23 protein-coding genes and 2 tRNA genes are annotated in these 24,318 nt (G+C 55.1%); 15 read left to right on the forward strand and 10 right to left on the reverse strand.

Annotated elements, in window-relative coordinates; all coding sequences use genetic code 11:
* Positions 1 to 82: 82 nt before the first annotated feature.
* The 5 genes from EYC82_RS02050 to EYC82_RS02070 all read right to left on the reverse strand — a co-directional run bounded on the left by EYC82_RS02050 (position 83) and on the right by EYC82_RS02070 (position 5,197).
* Positions 83 to 1,306, reverse strand: coding sequence for an alkaline phosphatase PhoX (locus EYC82_RS02050; protein ID WP_279247892.1), 1,224 nt, complete (start codon positions 1,304 to 1,306; stop codon positions 83 to 85).
* Between the two features lie 73 nt (positions 1,307 to 1,379).
* A complete protein-coding gene (locus tag EYC82_RS02055; RefSeq protein ID WP_279247893.1) occupies positions 1,380 to 1,748 on the reverse strand; it encodes an EthD domain-containing protein in 369 nt (122 codons plus the stop codon).
* Positions 1,745 to 2,875, reverse strand: coding sequence for a 3,4-dihydroxy-2-butanone-4-phosphate synthase (gene ribB / locus EYC82_RS02060; RefSeq protein ID WP_279247894.1), 1,131 nt, complete (start codon positions 2,873 to 2,875; stop codon positions 1,745 to 1,747). The genes EYC82_RS02055 and ribB overlap by 4 nt, the downstream gene beginning before the upstream one ends.
* Positions 2,876 to 2,920: 45 nt before the next feature.
* Complete coding sequence (locus EYC82_RS02065; RefSeq protein ID WP_279247895.1) at positions 2,921 to 4,102, reverse strand: thiolase family protein; 1,182 nt, start codon at positions 4,100 to 4,102, stop codon at positions 2,921 to 2,923.
* Between the two features lie 84 nt (positions 4,103 to 4,186).
* On the reverse strand, positions 4,187 to 5,197 hold the full coding sequence (locus tag EYC82_RS02070; protein WP_279247896.1) for a GlxA family transcriptional regulator: 1,011 nt from the start codon (positions 5,195 to 5,197) through the stop codon (positions 4,187 to 4,189).
* A 128-nt stretch (positions 5,198 to 5,325) separates the two neighbouring features.
* On the opposite strand from EYC82_RS02070, the gene EYC82_RS02075 reads away from it, so the two are divergent.
* From EYC82_RS02075 to ppk2, 7 genes are all read left to right on the forward strand, one after another.
* On the forward strand, positions 5,326 to 7,176 hold the full coding sequence (locus EYC82_RS02075; RefSeq protein ID WP_279247897.1) for a beta-ketoacyl synthase: 1,851 nt from the start codon (positions 5,326 to 5,328) through the stop codon (positions 7,174 to 7,176).
* Positions 7,177 to 7,195: 19 nt separating this feature from the next.
* The gene (locus EYC82_RS02080; protein WP_279247898.1) at positions 7,196 to 7,996 is read left to right on the forward strand and encodes an FkbM family methyltransferase; all 801 of its coding nucleotides are present in this window, start codon (positions 7,196 to 7,198) and stop codon (positions 7,994 to 7,996) included.
* Between the two features lie 75 nt (positions 7,997 to 8,071).
* Entirely contained in the window at positions 8,072 to 8,629 is a 558-nt protein-coding gene (locus tag EYC82_RS02085; protein ID WP_279247899.1) for a nitroreductase family protein, read from the forward strand.
* 39 nt (positions 8,630 to 8,668) lie between these two features.
* On the forward strand, positions 8,669 to 9,481 hold the full coding sequence (locus tag EYC82_RS02090; protein ID WP_279247900.1) for a crotonase/enoyl-CoA hydratase family protein: 813 nt from the start codon (positions 8,669 to 8,671) through the stop codon (positions 9,479 to 9,481).
* A gap of 55 nt (positions 9,482 to 9,536) precedes the next feature.
* Entirely contained in the window at positions 9,537 to 10,469 is a 933-nt protein-coding gene (locus EYC82_RS02095; RefSeq protein ID WP_279247901.1) for a peptidyl-prolyl cis-trans isomerase, read from the forward strand.
* Positions 10,466 to 11,467, forward strand: a complete 1,002-nt coding sequence (locus EYC82_RS02100; protein ID WP_279247902.1) for a HupE/UreJ family protein — start codon at positions 10,466 to 10,468, stop codon at positions 11,465 to 11,467. Before EYC82_RS02095 ends, EYC82_RS02100 begins: the two co-directional genes overlap by 4 nt.
* A gap of 12 nt (positions 11,468 to 11,479) precedes the next feature.
* Positions 11,480 to 12,304 carry a polyphosphate kinase 2 gene (gene ppk2 / locus EYC82_RS02105; RefSeq protein WP_279247903.1) on the forward strand — a complete coding sequence of 275 codons (825 nt, stop codon included), beginning with the start codon at positions 11,480 to 11,482 and terminating at the stop codon, positions 12,302 to 12,304.
* A gap of 24 nt (positions 12,305 to 12,328) precedes the next feature.
* Here the strand turns inward: ppk2 and EYC82_RS02110 are convergent, their stop codons facing one another.
* The 3 genes from EYC82_RS02110 to EYC82_RS02120 all read right to left on the reverse strand — a co-directional run bounded on the left by EYC82_RS02110 (position 12,329) and on the right by EYC82_RS02120 (position 16,069).
* Positions 12,329 to 13,240, reverse strand: coding sequence for a bile acid:sodium symporter family protein (locus EYC82_RS02110; protein ID WP_279247904.1), 912 nt, complete (start codon positions 13,238 to 13,240; stop codon positions 12,329 to 12,331).
* A 165-nt stretch (positions 13,241 to 13,405) separates the two neighbouring features.
* Entirely contained in the window at positions 13,406 to 15,238 is a 1,833-nt protein-coding gene (locus EYC82_RS02115) for a carboxylesterase/lipase family protein (protein ID WP_279247905.1), read from the reverse strand.
* Between the two features lie 42 nt (positions 15,239 to 15,280).
* Complete coding sequence (locus tag EYC82_RS02120) at positions 15,281 to 16,069, reverse strand: hypothetical protein (RefSeq protein WP_279247906.1); 789 nt, start codon at positions 16,067 to 16,069, stop codon at positions 15,281 to 15,283.
* A 192-nt stretch (positions 16,070 to 16,261) separates the two neighbouring features.
* On the opposite strand from EYC82_RS02120, the gene EYC82_RS02125 reads away from it, so the two are divergent.
* Positions 16,262 to 17,032, forward strand: a complete 771-nt coding sequence (locus tag EYC82_RS02125) for an alpha/beta fold hydrolase (RefSeq protein ID WP_279247907.1) — start codon at positions 16,262 to 16,264, stop codon at positions 17,030 to 17,032.
* Positions 17,033 to 17,062: 30 nt separating this feature from the next.
* Positions 17,063 to 17,380, forward strand: a complete 318-nt coding sequence (locus EYC82_RS02130) for a DUF3301 domain-containing protein (RefSeq protein ID WP_279247908.1) — start codon at positions 17,063 to 17,065, stop codon at positions 17,378 to 17,380.
* 494 nt (positions 17,381 to 17,874) lie between these two features.
* On the opposite strand, the gene queD is transcribed toward EYC82_RS02130, so the two are convergent.
* Positions 17,875 to 18,231, reverse strand: a complete 357-nt coding sequence (gene queD / locus EYC82_RS02135) for a 6-carboxytetrahydropterin synthase QueD (RefSeq protein ID WP_279247909.1) — start codon at positions 18,229 to 18,231, stop codon at positions 17,875 to 17,877.
* 178 nt (positions 18,232 to 18,409) lie between these two features.
* Here queD and EYC82_RS02140 point away from each other — a divergent pair.
* From EYC82_RS02140 to EYC82_RS02155, 4 genes are all read left to right on the forward strand, one after another.
* Positions 18,410 to 18,485: transfer RNA gene (locus tag EYC82_RS02140), tRNA-Val, on the forward strand.
* A 25-nt stretch (positions 18,486 to 18,510) separates the two neighbouring features.
* Positions 18,511 to 18,587, forward strand: a tRNA-Asp gene (locus EYC82_RS02145).
* A 332-nt stretch (positions 18,588 to 18,919) separates the two neighbouring features.
* A complete protein-coding gene (locus tag EYC82_RS02150; RefSeq protein ID WP_279247910.1) occupies positions 18,920 to 19,138 on the forward strand; it encodes a hypothetical protein in 219 nt (72 codons plus the stop codon).
* Positions 19,139 to 20,233: 1,095 nt separating this feature from the next.
* Positions 20,234 to 21,043: an LOG family protein gene (locus tag EYC82_RS02155; protein WP_279247911.1), complete on the forward strand. Its 810-nt coding sequence runs from the start codon at positions 20,234 to 20,236 to the stop codon at positions 21,041 to 21,043.
* 236 nt (positions 21,044 to 21,279) lie between these two features.
* On the opposite strand, the gene EYC82_RS02160 is transcribed toward EYC82_RS02155, so the two are convergent.
* Positions 21,280 to 21,783: a Rap1a/Tai family immunity protein gene (locus EYC82_RS02160; RefSeq protein ID WP_279247912.1), complete on the reverse strand. Its 504-nt coding sequence runs from the start codon at positions 21,781 to 21,783 to the stop codon at positions 21,280 to 21,282.
* A 340-nt stretch (positions 21,784 to 22,123) separates the two neighbouring features.
* Between EYC82_RS02160 and EYC82_RS02165 the strand changes: the two genes are divergently transcribed.
* Entirely contained in the window at positions 22,124 to 22,729 is a 606-nt protein-coding gene (locus EYC82_RS02165) for a TetR/AcrR family transcriptional regulator (protein ID WP_279247913.1), read from the forward strand.
* A 203-nt stretch (positions 22,730 to 22,932) separates the two neighbouring features.
* Positions 22,933 to 24,237 (forward strand): DUF5715 family protein, encoded by a 1,305-nt coding sequence (locus EYC82_RS02170; RefSeq protein WP_279247914.1) that lies wholly within the window; start codon positions 22,933 to 22,935, stop codon positions 24,235 to 24,237.
* The last annotated feature ends 81 nt before the right edge of the window (positions 24,238 to 24,318 follow it).

Raw genomic sequence — 24,318 nt, forward strand, 5'->3', positions numbered from 1 at the left:
CCCCTTCAGGTTCATAACGAGCAAGCCATCGTATTATCGGATTGCTCTATAGGCTGTTGCGCCGCGCAGCGTGGTCTCCATCTTAGCCAAAATCACCGGTAATCTCGTAAGTGATTCCACCGATTCCTGAAAAGGGACCTGTGCCTCGCTGTGAGCTGAAATACAAGCGGTTACCCATTATGGCTGGGCCAGTAATCTCCGAGCCGTCCTGGCCGAACACTTGGGCCATGGGATAGGGTGTGCCGCCTTTGGTGAGCGCGACCAATTGCATACTACCCCCGTCTTCGGCGACATAGATTTCGCCAGAGGGAGCGATGGTGATATTGTCAACACCGCGCAGCACGGGCTCCTCATAGAGGTCGTCGTCGTACAAAATCTCAAGTTGGTTCGCCACAGTGTCGTAGCACCATATGCGATTATCACCTTTGGTTGCGAAAAAAATCAGACCGTCTTTGAAGACAATACCCTCGCCGCCGTTGAAGGGCGTGCTCTCGGGTACTTGCAGGCGAGTGTCCCCCGATAAGCCCGATGGATCGGGTAGCGTGAGCCAGTTAACGGACGCGCCTGTCATAGGATCGCCGATGACTTCTGCAACTTCGAGCTGGCCGCTGTCAAGATCCGGGTAGTTATCCGGTGTAAAACGGTAAAGCTTGCCGTCTGGCCAATCCTCTGTCAGATAAAGTGCTTGCATGACATCGTCGACCGCAACCGCTTCGTGGGGAAAGGCGCCCAACGCCGGCCGCGCGATCGGTGGCTCGAGTCCGAAGGGATCGCACTCATACACTAATCCAAGACGGTCGCCTATAAATTTTTCTTCACAGCTAAGCCATGTCTGCCATGGTGTCGCCCCACCGGCACAATTAGCGGTGGAACCGGACAATATGTTGTAGGCGTCTATGATAGAGCCGTTGCTATCAAACCGAATGGCGCTGACGCCCCCGGCCCCTTCGACAAATTGCTCGCTATTTGAAACATAGATCCAGCCACCGTCACCAGCATCGAAGCAGGCCCCTCCGTCCGGTGCGTTATGCCAAACATAATCTGTTCCCTCCACTGCCTCGGTAGAGCGCGCGACAATGCGCGAAGTGAAACCCGCAGGCAGTGCAATGCCATTCTCATCTGGTGCTTGTAACGTAAATGAGCGTGGACGGCTCGAGTTGTTGGAATCATTTGAGTCGCTGCAGCCAGTCAATAGTGGAGAGCTAACCGCTAAGCCGAGAGTCGCCAGCGTATAGCGCAGTGTCTGTCGACGATCGAGGGCTAAATCAGACAGCTTATTCGAGTAGGCAGGAATCCGTTTTTTCATTTTTTTTTCCTCTTTATCCAGATTAGAGTATAGCTGGGTAATAAACTATTTCACCCCCCAAAGGGACATCAACTCAAGTGCAGACTTCTTGCATCTCAGACTCTACTTCTTCCACCATGTAGGTGCGCTTGCGAGCACGGTCAAATAGTCGCTCCTCGTCCTGTATGATTTCCGCCGATGCAGAGGGAGAGGAGAGTATTTCGCCGCACGCCCGCCACGCGTCCATAGTGGGAAACCAGATTTCCAGAACGACATCAAACTCCGGTTCCTCAGACTCGCCATTGCTGTCCAGTACAGGGTCCAGGTAGCGCCGCATGTACCGGGTAGCATAACCGCTCAGATACTTTTCGCCGATGAGGCGGTGGTTCGCTTCGTAGTAGGCCCGGAAGTCTGCAGTAGATATGCCCGCTTTCCGTTTTAGGGTGGTAACGGTTTTTATCATTCGACGTGACCTTCAGGTTTTGCGAAAGCCGTGACTTCGAGATTAAAGCCGGACAAAGCATTAAAGTGAATCGGCACCGACATGAGACGCATTTTTCCGACACCAATGCGCTTTAGAATCTGTGATCCGGTGCCGATGAGTCGATAGTTCTGAACGCCCTCGGCGGGGGCGGAGCCGCCGACGCCTGTGGGCTGGGGAAAGAGTCGAACCTCCGCGAGCTGTTGCTCTGTGCTCACATCCTGTCCGATGAGGACTACCGCGCCTTTGCCTGCCGCCGCGATATGCTCCATGGCTCTGCGATAAGACCACCCTGTGTCGGCGCCCTCGATGCGCGTGCCAAGAATATCTCGTAACGTGTTGATAGTCTGTACCCGGACGAGGGTTTCTTCACTCTCCAGGATATCCCCCAGAGTGAGTGCGTAGTGGATTGTGTCGTCAACAAGATCCTGGAACGTATGTAATTCAAAGGGGCCGAAGTCTGTCAGCACGGTTTTACGATCTTTTAGCTCGATGGATTGCTCATGCAGCGCTCTATACTGAATCAGGTCAGCAATGGTGCCAATGTGCAGTGCGTGTTTTTTAGCGAAGGCTTCAAGCTGCGGGCGGCGAGCCATAGTGCCGTCCTCGTTCATGATTTCCACGATAAGTGCGGCTGGTTCGAATCCCGCCATTCGCGCGAGATCGACGCCGGCTTCCGTATGGCCCGCGCGGCGCAGCACTCCGCCCGGTTTGGCCACCAGTGGGAAAATATGGCCGGGTTGTGCAATGTCTGTAGGTTCCGCAGTAGCTCCGGCTGCGGTGAGAACCGTGTGCGCGCGTTGTGCCGAACTGATCCCCGGGCCTTTGCGCTCAGCCGCATCGATAGACACGGTAAAGTTGGTCTCATGCTGTGATCGATTGTCGCGCACCATCAGCGGGAGTTGTAACTGCTGAGCGCGTTCTTTGGTTATCGGCATGCAGATAAGGCCGCAGGCCTCGCTGGAAAAAAAGGTAATGACTTCAGGGGTTACCGCCTCGGCGGCAATGATCAGGTCGCCTTCGTTTTCCCTGTCTTCATCATCCATGAGGATAACCATCTTTCCTGCGCGGATATCGTCTAGGATGTCGGGAACGCTGCTCAGTGCCATTTCACTGTCTCCATGATACAACGCGTTGCCGGGTTGTACGTTTGACTAGATAAGTTCTATTGCGACGGCCGTGGCCTCGCCGCCACCGATGCACAGAGCAGCGATACCTCGCTTCAGCCTGCGCTTAGCCAGTGCATGCATCAGTGTAACCATGATTCGCGACCCGGTCGAACCTATAGGATGTCCCTGAGCGCAAGCGCCGCCATTAACGTTGACTTTGGCATGATCCAGACCAAGTTCCTCCATGGTTATCATGGTCACCATGGCAAAGGCCTCGTTGATTTCGAACAGATCTACATCAGCTAGATCCCAGCCTGTGGAATCGAGGAGTCTGCGGATAGCCCCGATAGGCGCCGTAGTAAAGTCGCCCGGTGCCTGGCTGTGGCGGGCATGCGCTTGCATGCGGGCCATAGGAGCCAGCCCCAGTTTGTCCGCACGGGCCTCACTCGTGAGTAGCAGGGCGCTTGCACCGTCCGAGATAGAGCTGGAATTAGCTGCAGTAATCGTGCCCCCCTCAGCGAATGCGGGCCGCAGGGTGGGAATTTTTTCCAGCACAGCCTTGTGCGGTTGTTCATCATCGGTGACTACGCTTTCGCCGTCGCGTGTCCTGACCCTGACTGCAGCAGTTTCATCGCGCAGCGCTCCGGATTCAACGGCTTTTTTTGCACGATTTAATGACTCGATCGCGAAGGCATCCATCTGCTGCCGCGTTATACCGCGCGAGTCAGCCGTTTCTTGCGCAAAGCTGCCCATGGCGCGGCCTGTATAGGCATCTTCAAGTCCGTCAGTGAACATATGATCTGTTATTTGTCGGTGTCCAGTGCCAATGCCGCCCCTGGCGCTGGACAGCATATGGGGAGCGCGACTCATGCTTTCCATCCCACCAGCGATCACCACTGAATTGGTGCCAGCTGCGATACTGTCGTAGCCGAAAATTGCGGCCTGCATGCCGCTGCCACAGGCTTTGTTGACGGTGACCGCGCCGGTGGAGTTGGGTATGCCGGCCCCAAGGGCCGCCTGTCGCGCGGGGCACTGTTTCAGCCCTGCAGCCAGTACGCAGCCCATGAAGACCTCGTCGATGTGCTCGCGTGCAACTCCGCAGCGCTCTGCGGTGCTGCTTATCGCTGTTGCACCAAGATCGGGTGCCGCCACGGAAGAGAGGGCGCCCAGCAGGCCACCCATGGGGGTGCGGGCACCATTGATGATGACGACCGGCGAGTTCTTCATTAGGCTCTCCATTGGCGTGCGCCGTAGTGCGGAACGTCAGCACCGAGTGTAAGCGACAACGCATCAGTTTATCTGGGGAACAGGCTATGACTCAAGCAGGGATCGCGGTGTTTCCGGGCTAAACAGTTTTCCTCTAACCGTCTCGCGATACTGGAGGGGAGTTACGCCGCAGTGGCGGCGAAACAGTTGCGAGAAGTAACTGACATCCTGAATACCCTGCCGCCACGCAACTTCACCGATGGCGAGATTGCTGTGTCGCAAGAGCTCACGAGCGCCAGTGATACGTAAATGTTGCAGATATGCGAGTGGAGTAATACCAGTGGCTTTCTTGAAGCGACGATTGAGTGTGCGTGGACTCATCTGCATTTTTTCAGCCAGCTGAGCGATGGAAACAGGGTCCGTCAGGTTCGCCTGCAGCCACCCTTGCGCTTGAGCAACGGCCTCGTCGTGATGTGAGCTGTCAGCCTCACTCTGGTATGAGGCGGCATGGAAACTGCGGCGTATCTCAGGGGAAAACTGCGTCTCTACTGCTCTGGCGACAACACTACCGAACCATTCTTCGACAATGTGTACCATGAGGTCGGCGATAGAATTTACGCTGCCCGCGCAATAGATGTTGTCACTTTGCGTGATCAGATGCCGTGTCTTGAGCTCCACGTCAGGGTAGCGTTCGCTAAAGTGGTCAAAATAATTCCAGTGCGTGGTGGCGGATTTACCAGACAAAAGGCCCGACTCGGCCAGCAGGTAACTGCCCGTGCCAACACTGCAGATGCGTGTGCCCTTTGCAGCCTGCTCTCTAAGTATGCCTTGCCAGTCAGCGGCGGCGGCTACGGCTGGCAGCGGGTTGCGCCAGATGGCCGGCAGCAGCAGCAGATCCAGTGGTGGCAACTCGGCAAGCGTGCGGTCGGGTTTCAGTACTACGCCGCTGGCCAGTCGCAGTTGTTTGCGATCACGGCCGGCCAGAATAACCCTTACCTGCGCCTTGCCCCGTTTTTTGACGCTGGCTAACTGGCTGGCGGCCTGCAAAATCTCCATCGGGAGGGTGATGCTGGTGGCCAGTGCCTGAGGGTAGAGTACAGCGGCGGCAGTGTGCATGGCAGCGTTGAAATCCGGTGTGAGGAATGTGTCTAAAATACCATAAAATATGTCTGATAAGACATGTTTATATCCAGCGGTGAACTTTACACTGCGCACGAGACAGCGTGATACCAAGGGGGAATAGCATGACGACGCAGCGATTACCGGTAATTGTAGGTTTTGGCGGCGTAAATTCGGCAGGACGCGCCTCTGGACACCGCGCCTATGACCGTATCGTCTACTCCGCGCTGGGGCAGCAGCAACAAGCAGCCACCCTGGACGCCTTGGGCAGAATGATGGGGCTCAAGGGGTCAGCGGATAACGAGCAGCATATACTTGATCACACCCTGGTACGTCGCATTGAAAAAAATCACTTCGACGTAGATGCGGTGCGCTGGAACCAGCGACTGCCGACGCAAAGTGCGGGCCTTCCATTCAACTTTGATGTAGAGCGCAGGCATCTGCCTGAGCATATTCCACCCCACTGGCAGATCGAGAGCAATTCGGTCACGCACGTGAACGTAAGTATCAGGGGCGAGCAGGAGTTCTTTCTATCTACCCATCGGGAATTTGATGTGAAGTCTGCGGGCATGCTGCCGACCGGGTTCGAACCGGGCAAACTTTATCCTGCGCGCAACCACCCCCGCGGACTTGAGATGACAGTGTATGCGGCTTCGGACGCGCTGGGCAGTATCGGAATTGAGTGGGAACAGGTGAGCCGGCATGTGGCGGCCGACGAGGTGAGTGTTTATGCTGGCAGTGCGATGGGCCAGCTCGACCAGTCTGGCGCAGGCGGCATGTTGAAATCTCGTTATAACGGGCAGCGCGTCTCCTCCAAGTTCTGCCCATTCAGTTTCGCTGAGATGCCGGCAGATTTCATCAACGCCTATGTACTCGGAAGCCTGGGTTCTACCGGTGCGAGCCTGGGTGCCTGCGCGTCCTTTTTGTACAACCTGCGACATGGTATCGATGATATCCGCAGTGGGCGGGCGCGGGTTGCCTTCATCGGCGCGGCGGAGGCACCTGTTACGCCAGAGATCATGGAAGGTTATTCTGCGATGGGTGCTTTGGCGACGGAGAAGGGCCTGCGCAAGATCGAAGGCATTGGCTTGGATACATCGCCCGATCCGCGGCGGGCCTGTCGGCCTTTTGCTGATAATTGTGGCTTTACCATAGCAGAATCAGCGCAGATGGTGGTGCTCTTCGACGACGCGCTGGCGATGGAATTGGGTGCCAGTGTTTATGGCTCTGCCACCGATGTCTTTGTCAATGCCGACGGCCACAAGAAGTCCATTTCCGGCCCCGGTGTCGGCAATTACATTACGATGGCAAAGGCCGCTGCAGCCGTGCGTGCCATTATCGGTGAAAAGGGCCTGCGGCGTGGCGGCTTTGTGCAGGCGCATGGTACAGGCACACCGCAGAATCGCGTGACTGAATCGGAAATTCTCAGTCGGACCGCGGAGATGTTCGGCATCGAGGATTGGCCTGTTGTCGCCACAAAGTGCTTTCTGGGTCATTCTATCGGTGCAGCCGCGGGCGACCAGTTGAGCACTGCTCTGGGCATTTGGGCGCGCGGCATTTTGCCGGGTATAACAACGATCGACGAGATCGCAGACGATGTGCAGCAGGCGCACCTTGGCTTTAGCAATACTCATCGCGAGCTTGTTTCGGGTGCAGACCAATACGCGATCATCAATTCCAAAGGCTTTGGCGGTAACAATGCGTCTGCGGCTATTCTGAGCCCGGAGACCAGTAAACGCATGTTGCAGTCCCGCTACTCCAAACAGGCGTGGCGACAGTGGAGAAACGCTAACGAGGCGGTGCAGGAGCGTCAGCAGGCGTACGATTCGACGGGGCTGACGGAGGCGGTTTACAAGTTTGATCACGGTGTTCTGCAGGACGGCGATGTCGAGCTCGGAAACGGCGAGTTGTCTATCGGTGGCCGGCGTGTCAGCTTGCAGATGGAGTCTCCCTACGATGACATAACCCTCAAATGAGCGAAACGCGATCACGACCTTGAAACGAGATACCCCTGTAAAATTGCACATTCCGCAACTGGCACAGCCTTTGCGGATGTATACACACGGTGAGCAAGACCGTTTTGTCTCTCGCCGCATTCGCGAGCAGGGTATCTGGGAGCCTCATGAGACGTCCTTGATACTCGACCTGCTGCAGCCTGGAGACACCTTTCTCGATGTCGGTGCCAATATTGGCTATTTTTCAATCCTGGCTGCCGCCGCGGTGGGCGAAGCGGGGCACGTTATGGCCTATGAACCCGACCCGGAAAACTATCGGCTGTTGCAGGCTAATGTCGAGCTCAATGCGCTGCGGTCGCGCGTCATCACTACGGCCGCTGCGCTGTCAGATGCGGATGGGGAAGGGCGCCTCTATCTCAGCGCAGACAATCTCGGGGACCACCAGGTATACGCCGGCGACGAAGAACGAACGTCGGTCCCGATCCGTCTTGTTCGGGGCGATGATGACCTCGCGCGTGCACTGTCCCGGCTGGATCTGGTGAAAGTTGATACTCAGGGGTCTGAGTTTCGGGTGATCTCCGGCTTGTCGCTCCTGTTGCAAAAATTCCGGCCCCGTATCCTCCTGGAACTGACGCCGCACTCCCTGCGCCAGGCAGGAAGCAGTGGCCGCGAGTTGGTTGAAATGCTGGCGACAGTGAAGCTGCCGATGTGGATTATCGACCATTTGTCTGGTGGATTGCACGCTACCTGCGCAGAGGATCTCGCACGCTGGTGCGACAATTGGGACACGGTGCCTGAGTCTCAAGGGTTCATGAATATTCTTGTCGGTTCCGCGCCCTGACACGGTCGCGGTCAGGTGCAACAGTGGGGGAGATTACTGTTATGATTGCGCCTCGTATGATGAGTAGAGTCTGCTATGAGTGACATTCTCCAGTTCTTGCAAGAGCGCAACTCAGCGCCGAAACTGACCGAGCCCGGCCCTGATTCTGAACAGATGGAGCAAATGTTTCGCGCAGCCTTGCGGGCACCAGATCACGCCCGGCTGCGTCCTTGGCGTTTTGTCACGATTAAAGGTGCGCGCCGCGAGGCTCTTGGTGCGCTGTTGGAAGAATGTTTGGTGAGGCGCACGCCCGACGCGGATGATGTGGCTCGTGAAAAGGCGCGCAAGGCACCCTTGCGAGCGCCGCAGCTCGTTGTTGTGGTTGCGCGAGTATCGGATCATCCCAAGGTGCCGGCCGTTGAGCAACGCTTGTCAGCCGGTTGTGCCGCGCAGGCCATTTTGCTTGCGGCGGAGGCGTCGGGCTTTGCGGGGGTCTGGCGCACCGGGGCAGCGGCCTTTGATCGCGCTGTTATGGACGGTTTGGGCCTCACAGACACCGAGGAGATTGTGGGCTTTTTGTATATTGGCTCACGAAACGGCTCGCCGAAAACACTACCTCAGCTTGACCCGGTCGATTTTGTGTCTGCTTGGTAATCATGAGATTCTTATGCGCCGCCATTTGGAGTTTGGAAAATGCCCCCCAGTTTTGAGACGTTAGCCCTCACTTTTGATGACAAGGTGGCAACCGTTTACTTGAATCGGCCTGACAAGGCCAACGCGATGAACGGGGCCATGTGGTCGGAGCTGCAAACCTGCTTTGAATGGCTAGATGAAGAGTCAGGTGTGCGCGCGGTTATTCTCGCGGGTAACGGCAAGCACTTCTGCGCAGGCCTCGATCTCGCCGTGTTTGGTGAGCTGGTGAGTAGCTCGCCGGACCCGGCGCGGCGGGCAGAGCAGCTACGGCGCAATGTATTGCGCCTGCAGACAAACCTGACTGCAATTGAGCAGTGTCGCGTGCCGGTACTGGCAGCGATTCACAATACCTGTATCGGCGGCGGCGTTGATATGACCTGCTGCGCGGATATGCGCTATGCAACCCAAGATGCCTACTTTTCGGTGAAGGAAATTGATATCGGGATGACGGCCGACGTCGGTACATTGCAGCGCTTGCCGCGACTGATACCGGATGGGGTGGTGCGTGAGCTAGCGTATACCGGGCGCAAAATGGACGCGGAAGAGGCGCAGAAGCTCGGCTTCCTGAATCGACTATTTGATAATCGAGAAGTGATGATGCGGGAGGTGACGAAAATCGCACACGCTATCGCCGCGAAATCACCTCTTGCGATCAGGGGCACCAAGGAAATGTTGCTCTACTCTCGTGATCACAGTGTGGCAGACGGTCTAAATTATATCGCTACCTGGAACGCGGGAATGATGAGTCAGATGGATTTGAAGGCAGGTCTTGATTCACAAACGAATCAAGCCCCGGGTGATTACGAAGATTAGCAATCGGTAATCGGCGCGATCACCTGCACAGAGATGATAGACCTGGAGACTAACGATGAGAATTTTGGCCCGTCTTAATCGGCCATGGCTGCACTTCATTTTGCTCGGCGTTCTGTTGTTTTACCTGCAGGGCGTTTTTTTTCCTGAACCAAAGCCGGTAGTGGGACCGCTCGGCGAGGCTCGGGAAGAGGCTCTCAGGCAGCAGTGGATGAGTAGCGTGCGAGTGCCTCCAACGCCTGAGCAATGGGAGCGTATCGTTGAGGCGGAGCTGGACAGGGATATGCTTTTTCAGCGTGCTATCGCACTGAAGCTACACCTTTACGATACGGTGGTTTACCAGCGCCTGCTGCGAAATATGCGCTTTCTCCAGATGGGAGAGGGCATGGACGAGGCTGAATTGTATCAAACCGCGCTGGATATGCGCTTGCACCTCGGTGACGAGGTCGTCAAGCGCCGCATGATCCAAGTGATGGAGCAGCTGCTGCTGGCGACGAATCCGCCGGCAGTGCCCTTGGAAAGCGAGATGAAAGCGGAGTTTGAGCAACGAAACGAGGAGCTGCGCCGACCCCCACGCCTCTCTATCGAGCACGTGTATTTCAACCGCGAGCGAGAAGGCGATGTGGAGGCAGTGATTGAAAAAATAGACGCAGAAAATCTGGCCCCTGAAGAAGCCCGTGAGATGAGTTCCCCGTTTCTACCTGGCTATAGCTTCCGTCGACAGACACCGGATCAGTTGGCACGGCATTTTGGTACTTCGTTTGTGCAAAACTTGTTGGACGCGGGTCCCGAGGCTGGGCAATGGGTGGGGCCGGTGCGGTCGACCTACGGTTTGCACTATGTATGGGTGAGCGAAATGGAGGCCGAGCGCGACGCGACGCTCGAGGAGGTGCGAACACAGCTGTTGCGAGACCTTGAGTCACGCGGCAAGGAAGATGCTCTGCGCGAGAGTATCGAAAATATGCGACAGAACTACGAGATTTTGCGATGAGAAACCTGCGAATTTTGACTCTGTTTATGGTGTGTTTGGGGGTAATGCAGGTGCAAGCACACCGATTCGCGCCCTCGCTTTTAAAGGTGAATGAAACGGCTCCGGGTCAGTATCACGTAGTCTTTAAAACGCCGGCCCAGAGCGTCAGTAATATTCCACTGGAGCCCCAGTGGCCTGAGGTATGCAACGTGATTAACGCCAGCCCGCCTCAGTTGGAAAATACAGGTGTAGTAACAAGTCTGCAGTTACAGTGCGAAACACTGGGTGAGGCTGGTTTGGTTGGTCAGACGCTTGGGGTCTCCGGGCTGGGTCCGAATCAGGCTTCGGCCATGGTGATGATTAGCCTGCTGGATGGTCGAAGCTACCAGGAGGTGCTGGATACCGATAATCCAGCGTTCCTTGTGCCGGCAGATTCCAGCGCCGGCGATGTTATGGGCGATTATGTCACCCTGGGCATGGAGCATATCTGGGAGGGCCTCGATCACCTGCTGTTTGTATTTGGGCTGTTGTTACTTGTCGGCGGAGGTAGACGCCTGTTTTGGACGATAACCGCGTTTACACTGGGCCACAGTATTACTCTTTCGTTGGTGACCCTGGGGTTCTTTGACTATCCGGTTGAACTAGTGGAGTTCGCCATCGCTCTGAGCATTTTTGTGTTGGCGGTAGAATTAACCCGGGTCAACCGGCGTGACGCCCTGTGGCGCAACCCTTGGTGGCTGGCGGGTGGCTTTGGCCTGCTGCACGGTATGGGGTTTGCCGGCGCACTGGCGGAGACGGGTTTGCCGCAGGATAACGTGCCACTGGCTTTGCTCTTTTTTAACATCGGTATCGAAATCGGTCAGATCACTTTTATACTGCTTGTACTGGCCGTTTGGTTTCTCATACGAAGGCCGCTGGCGCCCTGGCAGGAACGATTGCGTCCGGTTCCCGTTTATATTCTCGGCGCACTCTCTGCGATGTGGTGCATCGAGCGGGGACTGGCTACCCTCCTAGCATAGAGGATTTATCGTATGGGCGACAAACGAAAGAAGAAAAAGCGCACATCACCCTCGGCTACGGTTCGCAAGTCACTTGGTCGTAAGGCGTACGAAAAGGCGTTGGCAGAGCTGCATGTGGAGCTGGTTCACTTGCAGCGCTGGGTTGTTGAAAAAGGTCTCAAGGTCTGCATTGTTTTCGAGGGTCGCGACGGAGCGGGGAAGGGTGGCGTAATCAAGGCTATGACCGAGCGTGTCAGCCCTCGGGTCTTTCGAGTGGTCGCATTACCTGCACCCACAGAGCGCGAAAAAACCCAACTATTTATGCAGCGTTACATGGCGCATTTTCCTGCAGGCGGGGAAATCGTTATTTTTGATCGCAGCTGGTACAACCGTGCAGGTGTAGAGCGAGTAATGGGTTTCTGCTCGAAAGAGGAAACGGAGAAATTCCTTGAAGACGTGCCTATGATGGAACGTACCATGATCGACGCAGACATTATCCTCGTTAAATACTGGCTCGAGGTCAAGCCCGAAGAACAGCAGAAGCGTTTGGAAGACCGGGTAGAGGACGGACGTAAAACGTGGAAATTATCACAATTGGATATCGACTCTTACGATCGCTGGGATGACTACAGTCAGGCCCGGGACGAAATGTTCCAGGCCAGTGATACGCCATGGGCGCCATGGCATGTAGCTCGGGCGGAGGACAAGCGGCGGGTGCGTCTCAATGTTCTCAGTCACCTGCTGACACAAGTTTCCTATGAGAGGCTGCCTGTGGAGTCGGTCAAGCTAGGTGAGCGCAAAATTGGCGAGTACACGCCGGTTGGTTTTCCTTTCAAGTACATACCTGAGACGTTCTGACGTTTTGCCAGCTATCGAGGCGCATCAACTTGTTTTGGCGAGCACCTGTTGGTGGTAAAGTACCGGAAAAAGCGTCACGAATACGCTGATAACTCCGTATAGAAATGTGGTAAAAAGAACAGCATCACCAATGGGGTCGACAATGCCGCTCTGTGCCGGGAACACGATTGCCTTTACCGCGACGGCGAGGCTCAGATTTCGGAAGGTGGCTTCTACTACGATGGCCAGGCCATCTCTCGCCGGAATATTTGTCACAAGGGCCGCCGCTACCGACGCTAACTTTAGCGCGATGCAGAATAAGACCACAGCGCCTATGCTGATTGCGCCGTAGGCTTGTGGATTCAAGCGTCCGCTGCCGCTGGCGCCTATGGCCATCATCATCACAAGTAGCAGGCTAGCGCGTATTAGCCATTTGGAAAACCGCTCGCTGGTGATCTCAGGCATCTTTACTTTGATTACCATGCCTACGAGCAACGGAAAAATAAGAGTTAGTAAAATGTCTCTTGCGATGACCATTGTCGGCATCTCGAAGTCATCGGGCAGGTGCTCCGCCATCATTAGCTGTAGCAGCAGCGGTGCAGTGACTAGGGCGGCCACCGTGGTGATGGATGTTAGAGAAATGGAGAGAGCGATATTTCCGCGTCCGAAATGCGTCAGAATGTTCGACAGAGTGCCTCCTGGCACAGCCGCGATGAGCATAATACCTATCGCAACACCTGTCGGCACAGGTAGCAGTGCGGCTACTGCCAGAGCGATCAATGGGACCATGATCCACTGAAAGCCCAAACCGATAAACAGACTGCGAGGTCGTCGAACCTCGGAGACAAAATCTTTCGGGGCAAGGAGGGCGCCCATGCCGAGCATCGCGAGAAATAATTGGGAGGAGGCCAGCAGATACTCGTAGTCTGCATAGTCGGTAAAGAACGCGTTTAGCAAGGAACATCTCCGAGGTTTTATAACTCTATGGGCCCGTGTCAGGCTTCCTTCATGGGGTCACGACTAGTGACGCCCTGGGCGCGAGCTGTTATCGTTTTGGTGCGCGGGTGCAAAAACAACCGACTCGAGCGAATGACCGATTGATGCGTTTCATGTGCCGCTGGGTTAGCCGCGATTTTCGAGGGACCACGGTTCGAATAGACCGCATCCCAGTGCGGTGTAGCTTTCCTCGTCCCATGTATCATCGCCGGAATTCGGTAACAGGAACATTTCCACGTACAGCGAGCACCGCTCCCGTAAGTCGGTAATGCTTTTATCCCCTGCCACCCGTTCCTTAAGCATGGCAATCGTCATGGGTTCTTCCACCATGCGCAAGCCACCACCCGACGGTGTGTCCAGGAGCATGAGGTTTTTTTCGCTGAACCCCCAGGGTTGCCACAGGTGCAGGTCCCCTCTGCGTCCCTTTCCCGGTGCCCCCGTATGGGCGAACTGCGTCCAATAACTGCGCATCTGGGAGGCGAGAATATCCCGCCCGGGGATATTCTCTTCGGTGTACAGGCCAGGCACGCCGATGGCGCCCTCGAAGTTGCCGAAGACAAAAGGCACCTCCAAACCGTGGCTCGCACCCAGCAATGTGCTGAAATCGACCAACAAGTTTTTGCCTCCTTCATCCCAGTCCCAGCGATAGGCATAAACAGGCTTACCACCGCGATCGGTTATACGTGCTGCGGACTCGTCGACAGCAAGCGCCTTCCAGTTGTCACTGCCGTAGGCCGCAGTGCTGTTAAAGGCATCTAAATCCCGTATACGCGGTAGCAGACCAAAGCGTCGTTCTACAAACACCGGGTCCTGAGCCATAAAGAGCTTCACTTCATCCCGGTTGGTGCCGGTGATTAACGGGACGTTGTTGTAAAGCTCGGGGTTGTCGAAGAGGGTAAAAAGAGTTTCTTTTGGGAGCACGGTGCCATCGCGCAGACTGTTCGGAGCGAAATACATGCCAGCGCCGCCGGATAAACCCTGCAGTATCTGCAGGGCACTGCGAGAATACATGAACTCCTGCACGTCCTCATTCGTCATCAGGAGCTGCATTGCTTGCGCGGCCTTGGCATCCTGTGCCAGCCCTGCGTATTGTAATTGGCCGGAGAGCCACTCTCTGGAGCTAAGCGCGTGTCCGGGATTTTCGTCATCGGCAAAATTTTCTGCCCGCCACTGGGGGGTAGTGCTTACCATTCCGCTTTGAGATATTGCTTTATGAAATAATCCCTTGGCCATGGGGGAGGCTATAAGAGTGTAAACATTCAGGCCGCCGGCGGACTCGCCGAAAATCGTGACGTTGTCGGCAGCTCCGCCAAAGTGCCCGATATTATTCTTTACCCATTGCAGGGCGGCGATCATGTCGAGATTCCCATAGTTGCCGCTGGCATCCAGCAGATCTCTATCGGGCGTGCGCAGGGCCGGATGACTCATCCAGCCAAGCACGCCTAGTCGGTAATTAATCGTGACTACGACGACTTGGCCTTCTGCGGCCAGCAGTGCACCGGAGTAGGTGTTAGCGGTGCCGACTGAATTGCCTCCGCCGTGTATCCAGACCATGACGGGTAGCGCATCACTGTCGGACTCGCTGTGGGATCTGGGTGACCAGATATTGAGGTATAGACAGTCTTCGTTTCCGACCACCGGTCCCTCCTCCAGGGTGCCGTCCAGCGGGCCAGCGAGTTGAGTGCAGGGCTCACGAAAATTTATTGCCTCTCGGGGTGCACTCCACGGCCTTGGCGGGCGCGGCGCACGCCAGCGGAGACCATTGACGGGCGGCGCAGCGAACGGTACACCCAGCCAGGCGAACGTGTCGTGAATGTCCTGTCCACCCTTGACAGGACCGAAAGCCGTAGCCCGAAGTGCAGCGCTATCTGCACGTCGTTTAATGGACTCCTGCTCGGACGATGGCCACAACCAGATTCCGACGGCCACGATTATCACAACCACAACCCACTTTCTCACAATTTATTTACTCCGGTTTTACTATCGTTGTGGAAGAGCGATTCAGGGCTGCCCGGGCCAGTCCTCAAAACGGATAAAGGGATGAAAAGCCAGTTCGATACCCTCCTGTACGTGGCGTTCGTTCTCCAGAATATTGCGGCGACGAATGTAGCGACCCTTGGAAGATCGGCTGTCGATGGCCTCGGTTGCATCGAGGCCACCGCGACCCGAGAAGATGGGCTTTAATTCCATATCGTAGATTGCGACCTGCAGAGACGCTACGGCGGCCAGCATACTCCAGTCGAAATCTGTGCTCACACCGTCGCCAGGACCTTGCATGGTTGGTGTTCGTGTTACACCGTCCCACCGCGCGAGATGTTTGAGACCACCGCTGAAGGAGGCGTCGAACTCGACCACGTCCGTAAAAACAAAGGCGTCCAGATCGGTGTTGGCTGCCATCTCGTCACGGACGCGGTGCATAATCTGAGCGAAGGTCTTCGTGTTCATCTTGCCGCTGGTTGGATCCACCGGATTACCGAACGCGCGCACCGCAGTATTCCAATGCTGTTCGAAGGTGCGCTGGGGCAATACCTTATAGCCGTTTTCCTTGAGGTAACTGGCTATCTGAGAGTCGATACGTGGTGCCTCCTTGGCGAGATAATTACGAGAGGGTGCTCCGAGATTGACGTGGGCGATGACTACAGTTTTTATCGACGATTGTTCCAATCGCTCCTGGTCAATCGCATAGGGGAAGGTGGTCGGATTAAAGGTCGGTGCACCGCTGCAGCCAGCCACCATGTAAAGGAACACAAGCAAGCAGGGTTTCAGGCCGGAAAATACTGGATGATGCATTGTTGACTCCACTTCTGGTCGATCTCGGGATGGTAGCAAAATACCGGCCCCGGTTCACCGCCTTCCCCGTTCACGGGCACGGTGGCAAGTGCGCATCCGTGTTAATGTATTGTCCGAGTCGTTAACAAGCCTCGGAGTTACATTGTTGTGTCGCTATCATTGCACGTCAGGCACGCGGGTTCAGGACCTCCGGTGATTTTATTACACGGTCTGTTCGGTTCGGGCGCCAATCTGGGCGGCTTGTCCCGCGCTCTGCGCGAACATTTCAGCGTCTACAGCCTGGATCTTCCCAGTCACGGTCGCTCCCAGTGGCTTCAGCCCCTCACAATGTCCACGCTGACCGCTGCGGTGGAGGATGGGTTAGACCATGCGGCTTATGGATGTGCCCATGTTGTGGGTCACTCACTCGGTGGCAAGGTGGCCATGGAATTGGCCCTCTCCCGACCGGGTCAGGTGGCTTCCCTCACCGTGGCCGATATCGCACCCGTGGCTTACAGCGCGCGCCACGACGCCGTATTCGCTGCATTGGAAGCCGTGGCACAGGCTCGCTGCGTCAGCCGTGAGTCAGCCGCATCCCTGATGCGTGAGTATCTTGTGGAGGAGACGGTGGTGCAATTTCTGTTAACCAGCCTCGTGCGGACCGGTGATAGCGTGATGGCATGGCGTTTCGATTGGCGTGGTATTTCCGATGCCTATTCCTCATTTTTAGCGGCGCCAGTGGGTGGCCGGTCCTATGAGGGCCCCGTCCAGTTTATTCGCGGAGCTGAGTCCGACTATATTCGGGAGGAGCATCATCCGGCGATTGACGTCTTGTTCCCTAGGGCTAGCTTGCAGGTGATCCCCGGTGCCGGACACTGGTTGCATGCGGAGCAAGCCTCTGCGTTCAACGAGCTTGTGTTGCGGTTCCTTCAATCGGTTCAGGGAGAGGGAAATGGAAATCGAAATGGAGAGGGCGCATGTTGAACAACGCCTGCAGGCAGGAGATGGTTAGTCATGGGTGAGTTAGTTATCTTGCTTGTGTTTGGCGCTCTGTGTGTTTACTTTTTGTCTGCTTCGCGAGTGCGCGAGTTGGCGACACAAGCAGTGGGTCGTGCCAGCCGAGACGCTAATTTCCAGTGGCTGGATCAATCGGTGCATATACGACGCCTCTCGCTGAGCAGAGACGAGACTGGTCAGTGGCGGATGTGGCGGCAATATCGATTTGATTACAGCTACGACGGGCTGGAACGGCGGCAGGGCTTTGTGATTATGCTTGGCCGACGGATGCAATCGATCGTGGTGGCAGAACGCGAGCCGTTGGCGGACGATTGAGTCATACTGTCCGGCCAAATTGTGTTAAATGCTAGGCCGAGTAGAGAAATCGAGCTCTCTGGGAAGTCGCGATATGCGAGAGATAAGGTAACATCTCTTCTGCACATCATTTTTCCACAGATTCTGTGGATAACTCAGTGAATAAATTGTTCAGGTAGGTCTGGAGTCCCAAAAACGCTGTGTTTTTGGCGAATTGGTCAAAAACTAGTCAAATAATATATAGGTAATAAAAACAATAGCTTATAGGGATTTCATGAGTTTTTGATTGTAGAAAAAATGCTAAGCCTGTGAAAATGCGGCAAGCCGTATATCGTGTGAATAACATTTTCGGTGCTGCTACCGGGGGTAACCTTTTATGAGTTTATGGGAACACTTTTGCCCTGCTGGCGGTAACATCTTTTATGCAAAATCACATTCACACTGCATGCGTAGCTTCTTACAATTCGTCAAGTTTTTTTATACGTGTTACCGACGGGTTACTGCACGGTGCAATACTAGTCACCCCGGTAGATACATCCGCTGGTGCAGGTCTCACGAATCTCGACGGCACTTAGCTGTGAGAGGGAGGGTTTCAAGCGCTGCCAGATCCAGCGCGCAATATTTTCACTGGTAGGGTTCTCCAGGCCGGAAATATCGTTGAGGTAGTGGTGATCGAGCATATCGTGCAATGGCTTGAAGCTGGCTTTTACGTCCGCGAAGTCCATTACCCAACCAGTGGGTTCGGGAGCATCACCCGAGATCACAATGCGCACCTGGAAAGAGTGCCCGTGCAGGCGCGCACACTTGTGCCCCTCGGGAACGTTGGGCAGGCGGTGAGCTGCCTCAAAATGAAATTCCTTATAAATCTCCATGCTTCATACCTGGTCGAAGAGAAGGGGGTGGCGATCATAACCGGTTTACGGCCACGCCGTTGGCCCCCCGATTTTACTACTAAAAACAACAGCTTTTAATTGCCGATTTTCGGCTTAATTGTATTTCGGGGATTGACCGCGGAGGCAGAATCTCTATAATGCGCGGACTCGGCTTTGGGGGTGGTTAGCTCAGCTGGGAGAGCATCTGCCTTACAAGCAGAGGGTCGGCGGTTCGATCCCGTCACCACCCACCACTTATACCGAGAGTTTGTCTGCCGTGGACCGGTAGTTCAGTTGGTTAGAATGCCGGCCTGTCACGCCGGAGGTCGCGAGTTCGAGTCTCGTCCGGTCCGCCATATTCTGAAAAGCCTCATCCTTTGGATGGGGTTTTTTTTTGCTATTTCCGTGATGACCCCGGGGGTCTGCGAGCGGTTTGCCGATGCTGGAGGCGCTGCAGGTGCCGAAGACCCAGCAATCCGAGAACTGCCCCGCACAGTAGCGTCATCCACCCCGCAAGTTCTGGAATTAACGTTGGCGTATTCACTGCTGCACCTGTGCAGACCACTCGAGGCTTGTGATTGCGGCTACGGATATCGTGCCGCCGGGATTCAGTATATAGAGGTTTCAAAGCCGCGGATAATCGGTACTATGTTGATCAATCTAGCACTAACACAGAAGGTGTTGACTCATGTTATTCAAGCAATACATTTGTATTTTTACGATAGCTCTTGTCGCCGCGGGCTGCGGCAGTGCGGAACGCCAGGCCAACAAGTCGCAGGTCAGGGTGAATGATGAGCGCCTTTCCCTGATCGACGAGTATCAGAAGTGTGTCAAAAAAGCAGGGGATAATCAGGAAGAGGCTGACACTTGCGAAACCTTGCGCAAGTCGGCGGAAGCTTTGCAGTAGATTCTGAACATCGCATAGAAGTTTGGTAGAAGATCTCGAGAGACCGTGCGCCCCTGTCGCTTTTTACAGAGCGTGAATCACCCGGAGATCACACTGCGTGCTCCAGTAGCACCAGAGTCTGGCGTACCCATAACGCCTTAGCCATAAATCCACTGCCTCGTTCAAGAGTAACGGTGCCTCGCCCCAACGTTTCTTTTGCAGGCGCCATGCATTTTAGCACCGTGGTGATCGACGACGGCTGCTCACCCGGCGTTTGCTCAATCCCTTAGATGCAGATGCCATCGCGCAATCTCGCAGACACCAGCTCGAAGTTCAAATGTCAGGCGGCGCAGAGTCTGCCGAGGCAAAACATGGGGTAGAAAAGTATAAAAATAAAAACGTGTGCGTATCGGAAGTTAAGCGCCGCCGTCCGTGGCAGCACTTGAGGCGATTGTGTATAAATCCAAAGCGCGATGCAATAAACGAAAGTTTAATACAATGGCTTAGGGTGCGATGCAAAAGACTCCAGTCAGGCTGATCTACATACTCTTTGATCATTCGCCAATCGCTCGCAACAATGCGCTTGCTTCGGCGCCGTGCGAGGACGCTGAGGGCCAGTTTACCGCCGCCCTATTTTACAGCACGAATGGGTCACTGCTTCAGTGTTTTGCCCCATCCAGGTCACTCGCCCCGGCTCAAAAGGCAGGATAATTTGTGTAATCTGCGCGACTTGATCGAAACGGATGACGCCATGAACGCCAAGAACGAGCTCTCCTACGTGCTGTGCCTGATTATTCCTGCTCTATTGGCGGCAGCTGTTTATACTAACTTGGCGAGCTGATGCTGGCTCAGCTTCTCAATCCACATATTTATCCTGCCGTGTGGTCGCGCATTGGTTTATAGTTCGTCCTTATCGGACGGTGCCCTTGGGCGTGACAATAAGTATCCACAGACTTGCCCTGCTGCACTTTTCTTACAAGCGGATAGACCTTGTATGGAAGATGCAGGGAGGTGATCTGTTCCTACGTTCAGGCCAGTTGTCGTCGATAGGGAATTCCAACGGTGCTTCAGTGGGATCAATATCTGCGCCATGTTTTGAAGTGTGAAGGAGTGTGTATGGCTGATGAGGCAGATGCATATCGACTGGCTTTCGCGGACCACGAATTTCTTATGCGCGAGGAGTCGCGGGCTGCTCGGTTGGAGCTGGAGTACCTGAAGCCCGAGTTGGTGCAGCTGGATGAAGGGATCAGCTCTACCGTGGTGATTTTTGGCAGCGCGCGAACGCCACAGCCCGACGATGCTAGAAAACGCCTGGAGGACGCCCGTACGGCGCTTGCGGCGGATCCTGATAACGCCGAACTATTGCGCCAGGTTACGCTGGCAGAGAACATCGACAAAAACAGCATATATTATGAGGAAGCGCGAAAACTGGGGGCAATGATTACCCGGGATACACTGGAGAATGGACCTTGCGATATGGTGGTTATGACGGGCGGTGGCCCGGGTATCATGGAAGCGGCAAATCGGGGTGCGCAGGAGGCGGGCGGCAAGAGTATTGGACTCAACATTCAGTTGTCCTTTGAGCAGGAGCCCAACCCGTATGTAACGCCACATTTGTGCTTTCAGTTCCACTATTTCGCGATCCGTAAACTACACTTCCTGAAGCGGGCCCGAGCATTGGTCGCCTGCCCCGGCGGCTTTGGTACGCTCGATGAATTGTTCGATGCCCTGACGCTGGTGCAAACAGGGAGGATAGATCCATTGCCTATTTTATTGATGGGCCGGCACTTTTGGCGGCGTGCGATTGATTTCGATGCATTGGTCGAGGAGGGGGTCATTTCCCCTGAAGATATCCAGTTGATGGATGTGGTGGACACAGCGGAAGATGCCTGGCGAATTATCCGCGATTTTTATCGTTTGCCATAAGCAGCGCCGCGGTTTGCTCGACGGCGCCATGATCCCGCAGGCCTGAAATCTCGCACTACTTTTTTCTTATTATTAGCCTCTTTCGCTAACCGGTTGTTATGCTCCCCCGGCACGCGTACTGCCATTGTCGGGAATCCGAAGTCAGGATTCTGTCCGCTACACCCCTTCAGCAAAGATTCATACGACAGATGCTGCCTCGTGGTGCAGCAAGGCTGCGGCGAGCGCAATGCGATGTTCTAATGCGCCCCGTCGGCATTTTCTGCCGCACCTGCAGTTGATGTCACAGGTTCGCTTGCCTCTGCCGCTTGCTGCTCAGCAATAGCCCTAACGATCGCCTCCAGATAAAGTTCCTTATCGGTTTTTTGGTCATCTGAAGCGCTGCCGCCCGGCTTTTTGGGGCAGCGGTAAGTGCGTTGTAAATAGGCAAGAAGCAACCCGGCGCCGCTACTGTTCGTAAGTTCCGTCTTGTTGACTGATTGAAGGTATGTCGTTGCCACTTCAATCAGTTCAGACTGATTCATTCCCGGTGGAAGGCACGCAAGTGGCGTCTGGACTATAAGGTCGGCAACTCCCTGAACGTAGTAGTTACAGCGTAGCTGGCTGATGACATCGTCAGTATCCTCGCAGAATTCCAAAATTCTCTCGCCCGAGCTGTGCGGCATGGGCTTTTTGTAGGGCTCGTCGCCGGCAGCTCCGCCAGACAGAGTAAGGATAAGCAGTAGGTAGAAAATGGCTTTCATCGCGGTTTTCCAAGCTCTGTGAATAGGGGCAGTATCGCTGGCTATCAGCAGGCACAGTAAATGGTGCGCGGACATTGCATATACTGATGGAAAAGTAGCGCATGGATGCTTAGCTGTCTACAGGCACCGCCGCTCTTGCAATGGTGTCACCTTGCCCTAGGTGCAGCTAGTTTATATGTGAGTTGCCAGGGCTTGAGTCTGCAGCTGCTCTGGGGAGAATGCAGGGTATATTTTTTTAACACTGACGAGCATGCTCTTCCCGCTTTCTCACTGTCTTTAATCAAGCCGCGTGTCTTATAATAGCGTGTCCCTCTGGCCGAAGCGCACGCAGGTCTGTTCCATGCCTAAAATTGTTGATCATGATGAACGCCGTGAGAAAATTGTAGAGATTGTGGCAGAGATGCTCGCTACGATTGGTGTCGAGCGCACCACCATTCGCGAAATAGCGCGTCAGTCAGGATATTCGCGGGGATTCATTGAACACTACTTCAAGAATAAGGAAGAGCTAACGATCAATACGATTCGTTGGGTCAACGAGCGCTCACTGTCTCGAGTGGATGAGGCGTTATGCGGTCTGTCTGGTTTGGCTGCCTTGCAAACATTTGGCGAGCAGATGCTCCCTGTCACACATGAAATTCGCAACGAGTGGAAAATCCGCATGCAATTCTGGGGGGTAGCCGCTGTCTCCCACGAGCACCGTCGAGAGCAGGCCAGGCGCAGTGATGCGGCTGAAAAAAGTATTATCGACTATCTGGAACAGGCCCAGCAGGCAGGGGAGGTTGAAAAAACTATCGAGCTGTTGCCGATTGCGCACAGTTTCTTGCATCGACTCTATGGGCTGGCGTGTAACGCGACCCTTCGCCCGGGCTATTTCACGCGGCACAGACAGATGCTGGCCGTACAAGAGATGATGGCTGAGTTTGCGAGGCCCCGTAGCGCAGATTAACGACGGTCTCATGCAATACCGGCGCATAATGAGGCTTAAGCCATATGTAATGTAGGTGTATAAACCTGCAAAATTAAACCTAATAAATTCAACACGCTACTAGACTTTAGTAATAAATCACGGGAATATTGGAAGGTAAGTGAGCAAGTACGTCGAAAACAGTCGGTGGGCAGAATGAATCGGCGGCTAGAGGGGGACACGTCTTGAAAATCCTGCTGTTCAGTAAGCTTATTCTGGTGATAGTAACGGGCGCCGGCTCTGTGCAGGCTCAATCGCTCAAAGGTTCACCGACTTCCATAGAGCGCCAATACCAGGCTGCTCGGGCTTATGGCCTTGCCTTTGTGAGCAGCGCCCGAACCGTTAAACAACACGTCGGCCCGGGGCAGCTTGTCAGGGTTAGCCCGTCACGCCATCTCGAACTACACGACGTGTCTTACCCCTACGGTGTACCTGCAACGAAAACATTTCTTACTCGCCTGAGTGGCCAGTATCACAGTGCCTGTGGAGAGAAACTGGTTGTAACCAGCCTCCTGCGTCCGCGGGATCGGCAGCCGCGCAACTCCGTGGCGAAATCTGTTCATCCCACAGGTATGGCAATAGACCTGCGAGTGCCTCGATCCAGTAAGTGCCGTAGCTGGCTGGAACGCGTCTTGTTGTCGTTGGAGGGCGAGCGTGTATTGGACGTCACGCGAGAGCGTCGGCCCCCGCATTATCATGTTGCGCTTTTTGTCGAAAATTATGAGCGCCGGCTTGGTATTCAGCAGGGACGGCGCACACAAATGGCCGCTGTCCCGGCGGGTTCCCTCAAATATACCGTGCTCAGAGGCGATACGCTCTCGGATATCGCCTCTACGCTTGGCGTGAGCGTACCGCGACTGCGCGCGGCCAACAGTTTGCGAGCCAATCGAATCTATGCGGGTCAGACCCTCCATGTGCCCGTGCTCGCCAGTGCCGCGTCCATCAACGCGAAGCAATCCGCGGCCCCACAAAAGATTACCAGTCGCCAGTACACGGTCAGGCGTGGCGACAGTCTGTCGGAAATCGCCGCCGCCGCCGGGGTTAGTCGATCCCGACTAGCCGCTGCCAATGGTGTGCATGGCAGTCGTATTTACGCTGGCCAGACTTTGCGCATACCCGGTAGTGAAGATGCTATGGCAGACAGTGCACAGCGCGCTACCGCCGCGTTCTCAGGCGGGCGGCAATATACAGTGCAACGTGGCGACAGCCTTTCCGAAATTGCGTCTGCCTCTGGTGTGAGTAAAGGCAGACTCGCGGCGGCTAACGGCCTGCGTGGGTATCGTATTTATGCCGGCCAGACCCTGCAGATTCCTGTGAACGGTAACGCCCTGGCCGCACAAGGTGAAGTGACGCACAAAGTAAGCCGTGGCGACACTCTTTGGCGAATTGCGAATCTCTATGGCACCAGCGTGGCGCAGATCAGACGTGTTAATCGCGACGCGGGAGATTTTCTCAAGGTAGGTCAGGTGTTGCGTATTGTCAGCGGCTGATTGCGTGTAGCGGAAAATATCTGTTCGGTGCGCGTTTCAAGGCCCTGTTATACACCTTCTAGCTAGTCTTGTTGTTGTATG

This window comes from Candidatus Marimicrobium litorale (assembly GCF_026262645.1).
In the GTDB taxonomy this organism is placed as follows: Bacteria; Pseudomonadota; Gammaproteobacteria; order Pseudomonadales; family Halieaceae; genus Marimicrobium; species Marimicrobium litorale.